The organism is Bordetella petrii (assembly GCF_020991325.1).
Lineage (GTDB): Bacteria > Pseudomonadota > Gammaproteobacteria > Burkholderiales > Burkholderiaceae_B > Bordetella_A > Bordetella_A petrii_E.
The window spans coordinates 17,313-32,565 of record NZ_JAJMLX010000016.1; the positions used below are offsets into that span (position 1 = coordinate 17,313).

General features: G+C 64.9%; 16 protein-coding genes and 2 rRNA genes. 9 read left to right on the forward strand and 9 right to left on the reverse strand.

The window, feature by feature from the left end; translation table 11 throughout:
• The first annotated feature begins 4 nt into the window (after positions 1 to 4).
• Complete coding sequence (locus LPZ50_RS03330) at positions 5 to 1,192, forward strand: NAD(P)H-dependent flavin oxidoreductase (RefSeq protein WP_230657520.1); 1,188 nt, start codon at positions 5 to 7, stop codon at positions 1,190 to 1,192.
• On the opposite strand, the gene LPZ50_RS03335 is transcribed toward LPZ50_RS03330, so the two are convergent.
• The 5 genes from LPZ50_RS03335 to LPZ50_RS03355 all read right to left on the reverse strand — a co-directional run bounded on the left by LPZ50_RS03335 (position 1,178) and on the right by LPZ50_RS03355 (position 4,918).
• Positions 1,178 to 1,558 (reverse strand): putative zinc-binding protein, encoded by a 381-nt coding sequence (locus LPZ50_RS03335; RefSeq protein ID WP_230657524.1) that lies wholly within the window; start codon positions 1,556 to 1,558, stop codon positions 1,178 to 1,180. The two genes, LPZ50_RS03330 and LPZ50_RS03335, sit on opposite strands and share 15 nt — an antisense overlap.
• A gap of 10 nt (positions 1,559 to 1,568) precedes the next feature.
• Positions 1,569 to 1,985, reverse strand: coding sequence for a ubiquinone anaerobic biosynthesis accessory factor UbiT (ubiT, locus tag LPZ50_RS03340; RefSeq protein ID WP_230657527.1), 417 nt, complete (start codon positions 1,983 to 1,985; stop codon positions 1,569 to 1,571).
• The gene (locus LPZ50_RS03345; RefSeq protein WP_230657530.1) at positions 1,982 to 2,866 is read right to left on the reverse strand and encodes a U32 family peptidase; all 885 of its coding nucleotides are present in this window, start codon (positions 2,864 to 2,866) and stop codon (positions 1,982 to 1,984) included. Before LPZ50_RS03345 ends, ubiT begins: the two co-directional genes overlap by 4 nt.
• 5 nt (positions 2,867 to 2,871) lie before the next feature.
• Positions 2,872 to 3,888: a ubiquinone anaerobic biosynthesis protein UbiU gene (ubiU, locus tag LPZ50_RS03350; RefSeq protein WP_230657533.1), complete on the reverse strand. Its 1,017-nt coding sequence runs from the start codon at positions 3,886 to 3,888 to the stop codon at positions 2,872 to 2,874.
• 97 nt (positions 3,889 to 3,985) lie between these two features.
• Positions 3,986 to 4,918 (reverse strand): 2-hydroxyacid dehydrogenase, encoded by a 933-nt coding sequence (locus tag LPZ50_RS03355; RefSeq protein ID WP_230657536.1) that lies wholly within the window; start codon positions 4,916 to 4,918, stop codon positions 3,986 to 3,988.
• Between the two features lie 138 nt (positions 4,919 to 5,056).
• Between LPZ50_RS03355 and LPZ50_RS03360 the strand changes: the two genes are divergently transcribed.
• A complete protein-coding gene (locus LPZ50_RS03360) occupies positions 5,057 to 6,424 on the forward strand; it encodes an aspartate aminotransferase family protein (protein WP_230657539.1) in 1,368 nt (455 codons plus the stop codon).
• 51 nt (positions 6,425 to 6,475) lie between these two features.
• Here LPZ50_RS03360 and LPZ50_RS03365 read toward each other — a convergent pair whose 3' ends face one another.
• Positions 6,476 to 8,014, reverse strand: coding sequence for a helicase HerA-like C-terminal domain-containing protein (locus LPZ50_RS03365; RefSeq protein ID WP_230657542.1), 1,539 nt, complete (start codon positions 8,012 to 8,014; stop codon positions 6,476 to 6,478).
• Between the two features lie 145 nt (positions 8,015 to 8,159).
• Here LPZ50_RS03365 and LPZ50_RS03370 point away from each other — a divergent pair, with 145 nt between their 5' ends.
• From LPZ50_RS03370 to LPZ50_RS03400, 7 genes are all read left to right on the forward strand, one after another.
• Positions 8,160 to 8,891 carry a YebC/PmpR family DNA-binding transcriptional regulator gene (locus LPZ50_RS03370; protein WP_230657546.1) on the forward strand — a complete coding sequence of 244 codons (732 nt, stop codon included), beginning with the start codon at positions 8,160 to 8,162 and terminating at the stop codon, positions 8,889 to 8,891.
• A gap of 89 nt (positions 8,892 to 8,980) precedes the next feature.
• Entirely contained in the window at positions 8,981 to 10,288 is a 1,308-nt protein-coding gene (gene purD, locus LPZ50_RS03375) for a phosphoribosylamine--glycine ligase (RefSeq protein WP_230657549.1), read from the forward strand.
• Positions 10,289 to 10,301: 13 nt separating this feature from the next.
• Positions 10,302 to 11,213, forward strand: coding sequence for an oxygen-dependent coproporphyrinogen oxidase (gene hemF, locus LPZ50_RS03380; protein WP_230657551.1), 912 nt, complete (start codon positions 10,302 to 10,304; stop codon positions 11,211 to 11,213).
• On the forward strand, positions 11,210 to 11,797 hold the full coding sequence (gene nadD, locus LPZ50_RS03385) for a nicotinate (nicotinamide) nucleotide adenylyltransferase (protein ID WP_230657553.1): 588 nt from the start codon (positions 11,210 to 11,212) through the stop codon (positions 11,795 to 11,797). Before hemF ends, nadD begins: the two co-directional genes overlap by 4 nt.
• A 56-nt stretch (positions 11,798 to 11,853) precedes the next feature.
• The gene (rsfS, locus tag LPZ50_RS03390; protein ID WP_230657566.1) at positions 11,854 to 12,252 is read left to right on the forward strand and encodes a ribosome silencing factor; all 399 of its coding nucleotides are present in this window, start codon (positions 11,854 to 11,856) and stop codon (positions 12,250 to 12,252) included.
• Positions 12,253 to 12,258: 6 nt separating this feature from the next.
• On the forward strand, positions 12,259 to 12,729 hold the full coding sequence (rlmH, locus tag LPZ50_RS03395) for a 23S rRNA (pseudouridine(1915)-N(3))-methyltransferase RlmH (RefSeq protein ID WP_230657557.1): 471 nt from the start codon (positions 12,259 to 12,261) through the stop codon (positions 12,727 to 12,729).
• Positions 12,730 to 12,737: 8 nt separating this feature from the next.
• On the forward strand, positions 12,738 to 13,364 hold the full coding sequence (locus tag LPZ50_RS03400; protein ID WP_230657560.1) for a Maf family protein: 627 nt from the start codon (positions 12,738 to 12,740) through the stop codon (positions 13,362 to 13,364).
• On the opposite strand, the gene LPZ50_RS03405 is transcribed toward LPZ50_RS03400, so the two are convergent.
• The 3 genes from LPZ50_RS03405 to LPZ50_RS03415 all read right to left on the reverse strand — a co-directional run.
• Positions 13,308 to 14,309 carry a glycosyltransferase family 9 protein gene (locus LPZ50_RS03405; RefSeq protein WP_230657563.1) on the reverse strand — a complete coding sequence of 334 codons (1,002 nt, stop codon included), beginning with the start codon at positions 14,307 to 14,309 and terminating at the stop codon, positions 13,308 to 13,310. The genes LPZ50_RS03400 and LPZ50_RS03405 overlap by 57 nt on opposite strands.
• A 197-nt stretch (positions 14,310 to 14,506) precedes the next feature.
• A 5S ribosomal RNA gene (rrf, locus tag LPZ50_RS03410) occupies positions 14,507 to 14,620 on the reverse strand.
• Between the two features lie 182 nt (positions 14,621 to 14,802).
• Positions 14,803 to 15,253, reverse strand: a 23S ribosomal RNA gene (locus LPZ50_RS03415); the annotation flags it as partial.

Genomic DNA, 15,253 nt, shown 5'->3' on the forward strand with positions numbered 1-15,253 from the left:
ATCCATGTGGTTCAAAACACTGACCCTTGCGGGTCGCGAGCTGCTTCCCATCGTCCAAGGCGGCATGGGGGTTGGCGTATCGGCCCACCGCCTGGCCGGCGCGGTCGCGCGGGAAAACGCCGTCGGCACCATCGCCAGCGTCGACCTCCGTCACCATCACCCTGATCTCCTTGCGCAAACGCTCAAATGCCGTGACCGCACCGCCATCGACCAGGCCAACTGCGTGGCCCTCGACCGCGAAATCCGTGCCGCCCGGCAACTGTCGGGCCAACGCGGCCTGATCGCCGTCAATGTCATGAAAGCGGTGCGCGACCACGCCGCCCTGGTGAAACAAGCTTGCGAAAGCGGCGCCGACGCCATCGTCATGGGCGCCGGCCTGCCCCTCGACCTGCCCGAACTCACCGAAGGCCACGATAACGTCGCCCTCATCCCCATCCTGTCCGAAGCCCGCGGGGTGGGCGTGGTGCTCAAGAAATGGCTGAAAAAAGGCCGCCTGGCTTCCGCCATTGTCATTGAACATCCGGCGCACGCGGGTGGGCACCTGGGTGCCACCAAACTGTCCGACCTGCACGACGAACGCTTCAGCTTCAGCCGAGTCCTGGCCGAATGCCGTGCGTTGTTCGACGAACTTGGCCTGAGCCGCGACGCCCCGAAGATCATCGTGGCGGGCGGCGTGGGCAACCACGAGAAGGTCAGGCACTGGCTGTCCAACGGGGCCGACGCAGTGCAGGTGGGCACCGCCTTCGCCGTTACCGAAGAAGGCGATGCCCACCGAAACTTCAAGCAAGTCCTGATCGACGCCGACCCCGCGCAATTAAAAGAATTCGTCAGTGTCGCCGGGCTGCCGGCACGCGCCGCCCCAACCCCCTGGCTGCTGCGCTACCTGCGCCAGGAAAAGAAACTGCAAGACAATGCCAAGCCAGACCCGCGCCGCTGCACCCAGCGCATGGACTGCCTGACCCAATGCGGCTTGCGCGACGGCCTGGCCCGCTTCGGCCAGTTCTGCATCGACCTCAAGCTGGCGGCCGCAGTACGCGGCGAAATCGACAAAGGCCTGTTCTTCCGCGGCAATTCCCGGCTGCCATTCGGAGACGCCATCCGCCCCGTGCGCGAACTCATCGATTACCTGCTGCACGGCAACATGCCCGCAGCGCTGAACGTGCCTGTCGACGAGCGCCTAGCGGTGTCGTAGATCGCTTGCGGCGCGATGCACGGCCTGCCAGGCAGCAGCGCCTTCCGACTCGGTGCTGTCCTGGTGATAGCGCTTGGTGGCGCCGTGCTCGTTCAGCACCACATGCCGGCTGGGCTCTACGCCGGCCTGTGCCAGGCAAGCCTTCACGCATGCCAGCACGCAGCCATCCAACGCCAGAATGGGCCGGCCGCTGCGTGCCCGCTTCACCAGCACGGGCACGCCTCCACCTACACCACTGATGCAGGACATTTCGGCCGCGCCTTCTCGATCCAGCCGCACCGCAAACTGGTTGGCCAGTTGAGCCACGCTGGAACACCCCGAGCATGCATAGACCAGGGGCAAGGTTCTGTTCGACTGGGTAGCCATGGAATATCCTTCAGGCTGTCTTGCCGGCACGCCGCAGCCAGCCCGGCCGCTCAGTGGCATCCAGCCAGTTCTTGACGATCAGCCCCAGTTCGGTGTCGCCGGAGATTCTCAGCCGGCGCTGAAAAAAAAGGGTATCGGCATCTGTTGCGCCACGCATCAGGGCCACGAAATCGCCCAGCGCCGCCCCCAGTTCCAGGTCGGCCTCGGAAGCCCACAACGGCCGGAAACGTCCTTGCCGGCACGTAAAGCAACTGCGTAATTGCAGGTCTTCGATTTTGATGGCGAATCGCTTCCCTTCAATTTCGGCAGGAGGTTGCAACCATTTCAGGTAACGCGCCACTTCCAGGCCCAGCGCGAAATGCGCCGAGACCAGGGGCGCGGGTAGCACACGGTTCAAATTGGACAGTACAGGTGTCAGGCGAATCATTTAGAGAGTTCCACGTAGTCGATGCCGGCTCGGCCGAACCAATAACCATTGCACCGCCCCATGCCGCCGGGGGTGGGAACAGGATCAGCCGGCCGCCCCTGGCGAATGGCGTCCAGGGCGGCCACCGCATCCAGGGTATGGTGCGAATGGGGGCTGACACGCAGTACGTCCACCCCCGCAGCAACGAGTTCGTCCACCTGGCCCAGCAGATCCAGGCAGGCCGCCGACTGTGTCTGAATGCCGTTAACGGCGAGGAAATCCTGGCCTTCGCGCGTGCGCATCAGCATGCCATCGGGATGTTCGATGCAACGGAATTCACAGGCATCTTTTTTCAGGCGGTAATGGCGTGCCGTGAAGCAGCGTGCCGAGAACGCCAGAGGCATGCGCCCCCACACCATGGCCTCGGCCTGGATGCCGCTGGGGCGGTCTTGCAGCAGGCGCAGCAACGACTGGCCGTCCATTTCGACGGGCGCGACGAACCGTATCGCGCCCCGCCCGGCCAGCCAGGCCAGGGTATCGCCGTGATACACGTTCAAGTGGGGGCCGGCGACGAAATGCCGGCCTTTCAGGTGGCGCAATGCTCCTACCTCGCCGGCTTCAAGCAGGAAATCATCGTGCTCGCACAGACGCCGCAAGGCATGGGCGTCCGCGCTGGTTTCAATCAGCGTCTGGCTCGACAGCACGACGGTTTTCCCCGTGTCGCGCAACGAACGGGCCAGGTCCAGCCAATCGGCGGCGCGCAATTCGTGCCGCCGGCTGCACACGGTTTCCCCCAGGTAGATGATATCGACCGGGCTGTCCACCACGTCGGCATAGAAATCGAGGACGGTGCGCCGGGGCCAGTAGTACAGCAGCGGCCCGAGCGAAATTCGGTAAGACATATGCATTATTTCCAGGGGCGGTCGAAAGCGCCTTGCGTAACCTGGGAGCCCTCGGCGTGGCGCGCCAGGGCGGCCAGCCATTCGGGCCTGGCGGAGTAGCGCGACGGATTGGCGCTTACGGCGTCCAGAGCGGCGCGCAACGTGGCGACAACCTGGCCTACATAGGCCGGGCTGCGCTGGCGCCCTTCGATCTTGACCGCGGCCACGCCCATGGCGCGGATGGCCGGCAACAAGCCCAGCGCGTTCAGGCTGGCGGGTTCTTCCAGGGCGTAGTCGGCCTCGCCGTCGATATCGAATCGGCCCTTGCACAGGGTGGGATAGGCAGCCGGCTCGCCCGGGCCGTAGCGGTCGATCAGGATGCCGTTCAGGCGGGCGTCCAGGCGGCCATCGGTTTCCACCCAGCGCACGGCGTGCGCCGGCGAGCACACGCCTTTATTATTGGGGGAGTCTCCGGTGGCATAGGAAGACAGCAGGCAGCGCCCTTCCGCCATAACACACAAGCTGCCAAAGCCGAAGACCTCGATTTCAACCGAGGTCTGTGAGCATATTTTTCCGATTTCGGACATAGTGAGCACACGCGGCAATACCACGCGGCTGATGCCGAACTGTTCCCGCATGAGTTCGATGGCATCGACGTGGGTTGCCGAGCCCTGTACCGACATATGCAGGCGCAGGTCGGGATAGCGGTCGCGCGTGTATGCCATGAGGCCGGGATCGGCCATGATGACGGCATCGGCCTGCAGCGCCTGCGCCGCGTCCACGGCGGCGCGCCATTCCAGGGTGCGTCCGGCCTGCGGAAAAGTATTGATGGCAAACAGCACCTTGCGGCCCATGGAATGGGCAAGGTCAACGCCGGACCGAACGTCGGCCTCGGTGAAATTCAGGCCGGCAAAGTTGCGGGCGTTCGTGGCGTTCTTGAGCCCCAGGTATACCGCGTCGGCACCCGCGGCCAGGGCAGCTTTCAGGGCCGCCAGGCTGCCGGCCGGCGCCACCAGGTCAAGAGCAGAGGGTCGCGTTTCCATGCGGCAGTGTAGGACTCAGTCCTACACAATTGCCTTGTTCCAGATCAAGACGCCTCGGCCGCCGCCTGGCCTTTGTCCTGGGGAAAAGCGGGCGGTGCTAGTAGCCGCGATCGCGCGCCACCACTCCGGTCAGTGCTTCGCCGCGCATGAAGCGGCCGATCTTGTCGGCAACCTGGGCGATCGTCTCGCGCCGCAGGCTCAAGGCCGCCACATGAGGGGTGATGGTTACCCGGGGATGCGTCCAGAACGGATGGGCTTCGGGCAGCGGCTCCTGGCGGAACACGTCCAGCGTGGCGCCGTGCATATGGCCGGATTCCAGCATTGAAAGCAGGTCTTCCTCGACCAGGTGCTCGCCGCGGCCCATATTGATCAGATGCGAGCCCGGACGCAATTGCTGCAGCGTCTCGCGGCAAAGAATATTGCGCGTTTCGTCGGTAAGCGGCAGGGTATTGATCAGCACCCGGGTACGCGCCAGGAAAGCCGGCAACTGGCCGGTGCCCGCAAAGCGCTGTACGCCTTCGGGTACCTTGCCACTGCGCGACCACCCCGCCACCGGATACTCCAGCGCCGCCAGCGTCTGGGCGACGCGCGTGCCCATGACGCCCGTTCCCAGCACGCCTATGGGCCATTCCGAGCGGACGAGCTCGGGCAGCGGGTTCCACTGGCCGGCACGCTGCTGGGCCACATAATCGTCGAGCTGCCGGCTGGCACGAACCACCGCCCATACCGCATACTCGGCCATCTGCACTGCCATGCCGGCATCTTCCAGGCGCACGATGGGCAAACCGGCGGGCAAGGTGGGCAAGCGGAACAAGGCATCGACGCCCGCGCCCAGATTGAACACCGCCCGCAGCTTGCGTTCACGCTCGAACAGCTCCGCAGGCGGCCCCCAGACCACGGCGACGTCCGCGTCCTGCGGCGCCATGCCGGGCTGCCACAGGACAACCTGTGCGCCCGGCAGGGCGGCCGCCAGCGGGTCGATCCATTCTTGCTGAGAAATCTGGTGGCAGGAGGCAAACACAATCTTCATGGCGCGGGTGTCCTGGTCGGGGCAAGTAAAGAAACGGCGGCGCACCTAGCCGGCCACGCACACCACGATCCGTTGATGATATAACAGGCTGTACAGGCGGCCGGCGCATCGCCCCGCTGCTCTCTACAGGCCACGCTCATGAGCTCACTGAACGACACCCAGCTGCGCGACGTGCAGTATCAACTGCACCCCTACACCAACGCCGTCACGCACCAGCGCACCGGCCCGATCGTGATCGATCGCGGCGAAGGCATATATGTATACGACGACCAGGGCAGGCAATACCTGGAAGCCATGGCGGGACTCTGGAGCGTGGCGGTCGGTTTCGGCGAACCCAGGCTGGCGGATGCCGCGGCCCGCCAGATGGGAAAACTGCCCTACTACCATACCTTCACGCACAAATCGCATTCACCCGCCATCGAACTGGCCGAGCGGCTGGTCAACTACACTGACGGGCGCATGGCGAAAGTGTTCTTCACCAATTCCGGATCCGAGGCCAACGATACCGTGGTCAAGCTGGTCTGGTACTACAACAATGCACTGGGCCGGCCCGAGAAAAAGAAAATCATCGCGCGCCAGCGTGGCTATCACGGTGTAACGGTGGCCTCGGCCAGCCTGACAGGGCTGGCCGGCAACCACAAAGACTTCGACCTGCCCCTGGCGCGCATCCTGCACACCGACTGCCCGCACCACTACCGTTACGGCCGAACCGGCGAATCGGAAGAAGACTACGCCACCCGGCTGGCAGATGAGCTCGACGCACTGATCCTGCGCGAAGGCCCGGATACGGTGGCGGCATTTATCGGCGAGCCCGTAATGGGGGCCGGCGGCGTCATTGTGCCGCCCCGCACATACTGGCAGAAGATCCAGGCCGTGTGCCGCAAGCATGATGTGCTGGTCGTCGCCGATGAAGTCATCACCGGTTTCGGACGGCTGGGCCAGCGCTTCGGCTGCGACGTGCTAGGCATAGCCCCGGACATCATGGTGCTGTCCAAGCAGATCACCTCGTCCTACCAGCCGTTGGGCGCCGTGCTGCTGAACGCGAAGGTGGCGGACGCGGTTGCCGCCCACAGCGGCAAACTGGGCACGTTCGGGCACGGCTACACGGCCAGCGGGCACCCCGTGGCCACCGCGGTAGCCCTGGAGAACCTGAATATCATCGACGAGCGCGGACTGATCGAGCACGCGGCCGAAATGGGCCAGTTGCTGCAGCAGGAATTGCAGGCGCTGGCCGGCCACCCGCTGGTGGGCGAGGTACGCGGACTGGGCCTGATCGCGGGGGTGGAACTGGTTGCCGACAAAGACAGCCGCCGCCCGTTCGACCCGCTGGGCAAGGCCGGCGCCTACGCCTATGAGCGCGCACACGCCCACGGCCTGATCGTGCGCGGCATCCAGGACACTGTCGCGTTCTGCCCGCCGCTGATCATCGAGCCCGAACAAGTGCGCGACATCGCCAGGCGCTTTGCCGCCACGCTGGACGATGTCGGCGCATTCGTGGCCGGCTAGGTTCTTTCCAGCCTCGGATCAGCCTCGCCGGCCCGGTAAGTTCGCCGCGGCTCAACGCCGCCGCGAACCAAGCAGCGATCCCAACATGCCCCGCACCAACTGGCGCGTCAGGGTGCGAGCCGAGCTCTTGACGACAGACTGCACCACGCCGTCGCGCCTGCCTCCGCGCGGCCCCGTGGATCCGAACAACACGTCGTTCAGGCTGTCCATCAGCCCGCCACCGGATGCCTCATCAGCGGCGTCCTTGGCGCGGCCGGCCGGCTTGCCCGTGGCCGGGGCATCGGCGGCTTCCGGCGCCGCTGGGGCTTCCGCGCTGGCCCGGGCCACCAGCACCTCGTAGGCCGACTCGCGGTCCACCGCCGTGGCGTACTTGCCAGCAAGGGTGGCATCCTGGCGCAACGCCTGGCGTTCCGCCTCTGTAGCGGGGCCAATGCGGCTGCCCGGCGGCATGATCCAGGCACGTTCGGTAGGCGTGGGCCGGCCCTTGGGGTCCAGCAGCGACACCAGCGCCTCGCCCACCCCCAACTCCGTAATGGCGGCCTCGATATCCAGGCCGGGATTCGGGCGCATTGTCTGGGCGGCTGTCTTGACGGCCTTCTGGTCGCGCGGCGTGAACGCCCGTAGCGCATGCTGGACGCGGTTGCCCAGTTGGCCCAGCACAGAATCCGGAATGTCCAGGGGATTCTGTGTAACGAAGTACACCCCCACTCCTTTCGAGCGCACCAGGCGCACTACTTGCTCGATCTTGTCCAGCAAGGCCTTGGGCGCATCGTCGAACAGCAGATGCGCTTCATCGAAGAAGAACACCAGCTTGGGCTTGTCGGCATCGCCCACTTCGGGAAGTTTTTCGTAGATGTCGGCCAGCAGCCACAGCAAAAATACGCCATACAGGCGCGGCGACTGCATGAGTTTGTCGGCCGCCAGGATGCTGACGATGCCCCGCCCCTGCGCATCGGTGCGCATCAGGTCGTGGATGTCCAGCATGGGTTCGCCAAAGAACTGTTCCGCGCCCTGCGACTCCAGCGTCAGCAGGCTGCGCTGGATCGCGCCCACCGATGCCGACGACACATTGCCGTAACGGGTCTTGAGTTCACTGGCCCGGTCGGCCACGTTCTGCAACATGGCCCGCAGGTCTTTCAGGTCGAGCAGCAGTTGGCCTTCGTCATCCGCCACGCGAAAAACCAGGGTCAGCACCCCTTCCTGGGTGTTATTGAGCTCGAGCATGCGCGAAAGCAACAGCGGCCCCATGTCCGATACCGTGGCCCGCACCGGCAGCCCCTGCTGGCCAAATACGTCCCACAGGGCGGCGGGGCTGGCGCCCCAGGCCGGTTCGGGCAGGCCCAGGTTTTTCAGCCGCTCCTGCAGCTTGGGAGAAGGGGCGCCCGCCTGGGAAATGCCGGTAAGGTCGCCCTTGACGTCCGCCATGAACACGGGTGTTCCGATGCGCGAGAATGCCTCGGCCAGGACTTGTAACGTCACCGTCTTGCCCGTACCGGTAGCGCCGGTAATGCAACCGTGCCGGTTGGCCAGCGCCGGCAGCAGGGCCAACGGGGTCTGTGCATTCCGGGCAATGACAATGGGGTCGGGCATGGCGGCTCTCCGGCTACGCGAAAATTGGTGCCACAAGTGTAGAGCGAGTACCACGGCTTGTGCGCAGAATGCGCACGCCCCGGCGCACAGCGTCCCATCCACGCTAAAATGCCTGTTTTGCCTATATTTCACCTTCTGGGACACCATGGCCGGACACAGTAAATGGGCCAATATCCAGCACCGCAAGGGGCGCCAGGACGCCAAGCGGGGCAAGCTCTGGACCAAAATCATTCGTGAGATCACCGTCGCCGCGCGTGCCGGCGGGGCCGATCCCGACAGCAATCCGCGCTTGCGGCTGGCCTGGGACAAGGCCACCGACGCCAATATGCCCAAAGACAACATCCAGCGCGCCATCCAGCGCGGCGCGGGGGGTGCCGACGGGGCCAACTACGAAGAAGTGCGCTACGAGGGCTACGGCGTGGGCGGCGCCGCGGTGGTGGTCGACTGCATGACCGACAACCGCACCCGCACCGTCGCCGAAGTGCGCCACGCATTCGCCAAGAACGGCGGCAATCTGGGCCAGGAAGGCTCGGTGGCCTTCATGTTCAAGCATTGCGGCCAGTTTGTGTTTGCGCCGGGCACCGCCGAAGACGCCGTCATGGAAGCCGCCCTGGAAGCCGGTGCCGAAGACGTGCTTACCGACGAAGAAGGCGTCATCGAGGTCATCTGCGCACCCACCGACTACGCGGCGGTGCGCCAGGCCTTCGCGGCCGCCGGCCTGAAGGCCGAGGTCGAGGGCGTCATCATGAAGCCCCAGAACGAAACCGAACTCACCGGCGAAGATGCCGTCAAGATGCAGAAACTGCTAGACGCCCTGGAAGGCCTGGACGACGTGCAGGAAGTCTATACCACTGTCGTATTCGACGAAGCACAATAACCTGCGCGGCGCGGAGCAATCGCCGCGCCGCGCACCTCTTGCCATGCCTGCTGCGGCTGCCGCATGGCCACTTTAAGAAGCTCAAGAAAATGAAACTCCTGGTAATTGGCTCCGGCGGTCGCGAACATGCCTTGGCCTGGCGCCTGGCCCGCTCTCCCCGCGTGCACAAGGTTTTTGTGGCGCCGGGCAACGGCGGCACAGAACAAGGCGACCTGCTGCAGAACCTGCCGCTCACCAGCCCCGAAGAGCTCGCCGACTTCGTCGAACGCGAGGGCGTGTCGCTGACAGTGGTCGGCCCCGAGGCGCCCCTGGCCGCCGGCGTGGTGGACACCTTCCGCGCGCGCGGCCTGAAAATCTTCGGCCCCACCAAGGCCGCCGCGCAACTCGAAAGCTCCAAAGACTATGCCAAGGCATTCATGGTGCGCCACGGCATTCCCACGGCGCGCTACGAAACATTTACCGATCCCGCCAAGGCACACGCCTATGTCGACACGCACGGCGCGCCCATCGTGATCAAGGCCGATGGCCTGGCCGCGGGCAAGGGCGTGGTGGTGGCCGCCACGCTCGACGAAGCCCACGCCGCCATCGATGCCATGCTGGGCGACGGCAGCCTGGGCCAGGCGGGTGCCCGCGTGGTCATCGAAGAATGCCTTACCGGCGAAGAAGCCAGCTTCATCGTCATGTGCGACGGCCGCAATGTGCTGGCCCTTGCCACCAGCCAGGACCACAAACGCCTGCAGGACGGCGATGCAGGCCCCAACACCGGCGGCATGGGGGCGTATTCCCCGGCCCCCATCATTACCCCCGAACTGCACCACCGCATCATGCGGGAAATCATCCTGCCCACCGTGCAGGGCATGGCGCGCGACGGCATTCCGTACACCGGATTCCTGTATGCCGGCCTGATGATCGCCCCGGGCGACGATCCGGACCGCGCCATCAAGACGCTGGAATTCAATTGCCGCATGGGCGACCCCGAAACCCAGCCCATCATGATGCGCGTAAAAAGCGATCTGCTCGATGCGCTGGAGCACGCGGTCGAGGGCACGCTCGACCAGGCCGACATCACCTGGGACCGCCGTACCGCGCTGGGCGTGGTGCTGGCGGCGCACAACTATCCCGGCACGCCGCGCAACGGCGACGTCATCGCCGCCCTGCCCGCCGACACCGACGACTGTGTGGTATTCCATGCCGGAACCCGCCGCGAGAACCAGCAACTGAAAACCTCGGGCGGCCGCGTGCTGTGCGTAACCGCGCTGGGCGATTCCGTGCGCATGGCGCGCGAGCGCGCCTATGCGGCGGTCGACGGTGTGCAGTTCGACGGCCGCCAGTACCGCAGCGACATAGGCTGGCGCGCCCTCAAGCCTTCGCAGCAGAAAGCCAAACCGCAGGCCTGACCCGCGCAGCACCATGAATGGCATTCCCGTTTCCGATGTCCACGCGTACCTGACCGGCCTGCAGTCACGCATCGTCCAGGCGCTGGAACAGGCCGGCGGCGAGCCCCTGCGCACCGACACCTGGACACGCGCCGAGGGCGGGGGCGGAATCTCGCGCCTGATCGAAGGCGGGCAATTGCTCGAGCGCGGCGGCGTGCTGTTCAGCCACGTTCATGGCAACCAGTTGCCGCCGTCTGCCAGCGCGCACCGGCCCGAGCTGGCCGGCCGGTCATGGCAGGCCATGGGGGTATCGCTGGTATTGCATCCCCGCAATCCTTACATTCCCACCACGCACATGAACGTGCGCATGTTCGTGGCGGCGGCGCGGCCGGGCCACGACGAGAACGATGTATTCTGGTTTGGCGGCGGGCTCGACCTGACCCCCTATTACGCTTACGAGGACGACGCCCGGCACTTCCATCGAACCTGCCGCGACGCGCTGGATCCGCATGGCCCTGATTATTATTCGCGCTATAAGCGCTGGTGCGATGAGTACTTTTACCTGAAGCATCGCCAAGAAATGCGCGGTGTGGGCGGCATTTTCTTCGACGACCTCAATGAGCCCGGCTTCGATGCCAGTTACGCCTTGCTGCGCTCGGTGGGCGATGCCTTTCTGCCGGCCTATCTGCCCTTGGTCCAGCGCCACCGCGACACGCCCTACGGGCAGGCGCAGCGCGACTTCCAGGCCTACCGCCGCGGGCGCTACGTAGAATTCAACCTGGTGTTCGACCGCGGCACCCTGTTCGGCCTGCAATCCGGCGGCCGCACCGAATCCATACTGCTGTCCATGCCCCCCATGGCCCAGTGGCGCTACGACTGGCATCCCGCGCCCGGCACCCCCGAAGCGGCACTGAATGGCTTTCTGCAGCCACGGGACTGGGTGTGAAGCGCATCGGCCTGCTCGGCGGCAGCTTCGACCCGGTGCACCAGGCGCACCTGGCGCTGGCGTGCGCGGCGCGCGACGGCCTGCGGCTGGACCAGGTCCAGTTCATTCCGGCCGCCAACCCCTGGCAGCGCGCGCCGCTGCAGGCGGCCCCCGAGCACCGGCTGCGCATGATAGAACTGGCCATCGACGGCCAGGCAGGCCTGGCCGCCAATCCCATCGAACTGGAGCGCAGCGGGCCTACCTACACCATCGATACTCTGCGTGCCCTGCCAGCCAGCCACCACTACATATGGCTGCTGGGCGCCGACCAACTGGCCAATTTTTGCACCTGGCACCAATGGCAGGCCATTGCCGAACGGGTCGACCTAGCGGTAGCCACACGGCCCGGCACCCCGCTCAGCCCTCCCGTCGAGTTGCAGGCATGGCTAGACGCCCATGGCCGTGCGCTGGCCACCCTGCCTTTTGCGCCCATGGACGTGTCGGCCTCCGACATCCGTACCCGGCTGGCGCAAGGGCTGCCCACCCAAGGCTTGCTGCCGCCCGCGGTGTCCCGCTATATCGCCAACCACGGGCTGTACCAATAAGCACCGTCATCCGACGGCCACTCAACCGCCCTTCCGGGCGGGTTATATTTGTGAACATGGATATACAGAAACTCCAACGCGCCGTCATTGACGCCCTGGAAGACGTCAAGGCGCAAGACATCAAGGTCTTCAACACGACCCATCTCACCAGCCTGTTCGACCGCGTCGTGGTAGCCAGCGCCACCTCGAACCGGCAAACCCGCGCGCTCGCCTCCAGCGTGGCCGACCGCGGACGCGCCCTGAAGCTCAGCGGCGTCACGGTCGAAGGCGAGGATACCGGCGAATGGGTGGTGGTCGACCTGGGCGATATCGTCGTGCATATCATGCAGCCCGCCATCCGCCAGTATTACAACCTGGAAGAAATCTGGGGCGACAAACCCGTGCGCGTCAAACTGTTGCCGGGCTCGGGCACCGTTCCCATGGGCAGCGCCGGCCTGGACGAGCCGGAAGACTGACGCCGCGTGAAACTGATCGTCATCGCCGTGGGCAACCGCATGCCGGCCTGGGTGGAAACCGCCTGGAGCGACTACGCCAAGCGCCTGCCCGCCGACTGCGCCCTGGAGCTTCGGGAAATCAAGCCCGAGCCCCGCACCACCGGTAAGACGCCGGCGCAGATGATGGCTGCGGAAGCGCGCCGCATCGAATCGGCCGTTCCGGCAGGCGCCCTGCGCCTGGCCCTGGACGAACGCGGCCGCGACCTCACCACCATGGTCCTGTCGCAGCGCCTGGAACAGTGGCGCGCCGGCGGGCGCGACGTCGTATTCCTGGTAGGTGGCCCAGACGGCCTGGACGACAGCCTGAAGGCCTCGTGCGACGGACAGATCCGGCTGTCGTCTCTGACGCTACCCCATCCCATGGTGCGTGTGGTGCTGGCCGAACAGCTGTATCGGGCCTGGGCCATCCTGACCAATCATCCCTACCATCGCGCCTGAGGCCGCCCGTGGCAACGCCAACCCATCCAGAAGCGCCGGCAGCGCGCATTTACCTGGCCTCGGCCAGCCCGCGCCGCCGCGAACTGCTTGCCCAGATCGGGCTACCTCATGCCGTACTGCAAGTGCCGGCGCCGCCCGGTGAAGACGAACCCCGCCACCCCGGCGAAGCCGCGGCCGACTACGTGCGGCGCACGGCCCGCGAGAAAGCCGAACGCGGCCGGCACTGGCTGGCGGGCCAATCCCTTCCCGCCCTGCCCCTGCTGGCCGCTGACACCACCGTCATTCTCGACGGCAATGTCCTGGGCAAGCCCGCCGACCGCGCCGATGCTGTTCAGATGCTGTCGCGTCTATCAGGAGCCAGCCACCAGGTTCATACCGCCGTGGCGCTATGGCACGAAGGCCGGCTTCACGAAGACGTTTCCATTTCGGAAGTGCGCTTCCGTGTACTCGGCCCGGACGAAATCTTGCGCTACTGCGATAGCGGCGAGCCCTATGGCAAGGCGGGCGCCTACGGCATCCAGGGCCTGGCCGGCGTCTTCGTGTCACACCTGGCCGGCAGCTATACCGGCGTCATGGGCCTACCCGTTTACGAAACTGCCCAGTTGCTGCGCCGCGTGGGCGTCCTGGTGCCCTGAGCTGGCGCGCCTGGGCGCCTGCAGCACCTCAAGGCAAGCCTGGGCCACCTGATCAGGCTTGACCGCCTGGATATCCACCACCCCTTGTTCTGGATACACCGCCGCCGAATAGGGGCGGTTCCAGAACCATTCCGGGTTTGCCTCGTTGAAAACGCCCACATAGGGTACGCAGACGCCCTGGCCGATATGCGAAGGCCCGCAGTCATTGGCCACGATCAGCCGCGCATCCAGCATCAAGGCCGTCAGTTCCGGAATCGAGCGGTCACAGATCAGTTGGAAATCCGGTCGCTGCAAAGCCTGCAGGCTGGCCCGCTCGGCGGCCTCGGCGGGCCCCAGGATAAAGCTGAAACGCGTGTCCGGGCCCAGCCTGGCCCTCAGCCGATCGGCCAATGCCACGAAGTTGGCCACCCCCCAGCGCTTGAACTCACCATCGCCGCCGCCCGGTATCAGCACTACGTCCGCTGATTGCGCGCTCCTGGGGCCAAGCGCGGCGATGGTCTCGAAGCAGCGCCGCGCCGCCGCTTCCGGCTGTACGGCCCGGTACGTATTCAGCAAGTGCAGATTGGCCAACCCTATGTATTCGCTGATGTTCTTCTTCCATTTGTGGGTCCAGGCGAAATCCAGCATGCGGTCGTTGCAAAACCCCAGGCTGCATTTCGGCCGGCGCAGCAGGCTGATCATCCCGTAGCGCTCGCTGCTGTGGTGCAGATACACCGTCATGTCGGCGCGCCAGGGAGTAGCTCTTACCGAGCGATACAGGCTTTCCGCGCGCACAAACTCATCCACCCAGGGCAGGGGCTGGTAGTAACCCGGCACGTCGTGCTTGGCCACCACCCGCAGCACGGCCTGCGGCCACCATTGCTTCAATTGATATAGGGTGGGGAAAGCAACCACCTGGTCGCCAAACTTGGACCGGCTGCGGATATAGACGACGATTTCTTGCATGAACGCGGCGCGGCCCTGCGCGGTAACTGAAACGAGGGCGATTCTAGCCCGCCACGGGCATTAATAACCCTTTGAATTATGGACAAACGGTAAGAATTAATGCGTAAGGCCTCATGGATGTTTATAACGGCGCCCAAAACTGTTTCCGCAAAGACAAAACCCCAGCACGTTGTGTGCTGGGGTTTTGCGGGATAAGAGCCTGACGATGACCTACTTTCACACACGGGAAGTGCACTATCATCGGCGCGAAGGCGTTTCACGGTCCTGTTCGGGATGGGAAGGAGTGGGTCCACCTTGCTATGGTCGTCAAGCGTGACGGGTTGGGCGGTCAGGGTTTGGGTCCTGGCCGCCCGAATTGGGAAGAAGCACAGCGTGTGTGTTGCCGAGCCTGTGAGGCTCGAGGCAAGGGTTGGGACTTGCGTATATCTATGTGTTGAACGGCACTTGGTCGCTACGCGCTCATATCAGGTCTGTATAAAACCCGCAGAGTTATAGGATCAAGCCGCACGGGCAATTAGTATCGGTTAGCTCAACGCATTACTGCGCTTCCACACCCGACCTATCAACGTTCTGGTCTCGAACGACCCTTCAGGGGGGTCTAGCCCCCGGGATACCTAATCTTCAGACGAGTTTCCCGCTTAGATGCCTTCAGCGGTTATCTCTTCCGTACTTAGCTACCCGGCAATGCCATTGGCATGACAACCGGTACACCAGAGGTACGTCCACTCCGGTCCTCTCGTACTAGGAGCAGGCTCCGTCAAGTATCCAACGCCCACGGCAGATAGGGACCAAACTGTCTCACGACGTTTTAAACCCAGCTCACGTACCTCTTTAAATGGCGAACAGCCATACCCTTGGGACCGGCTACAGCCCCAGGATGAGATGAGCCGACATCGAGGTGCCAAACACCGCCGTCGATATGAACTCTTGGGCGGTATCAGCCT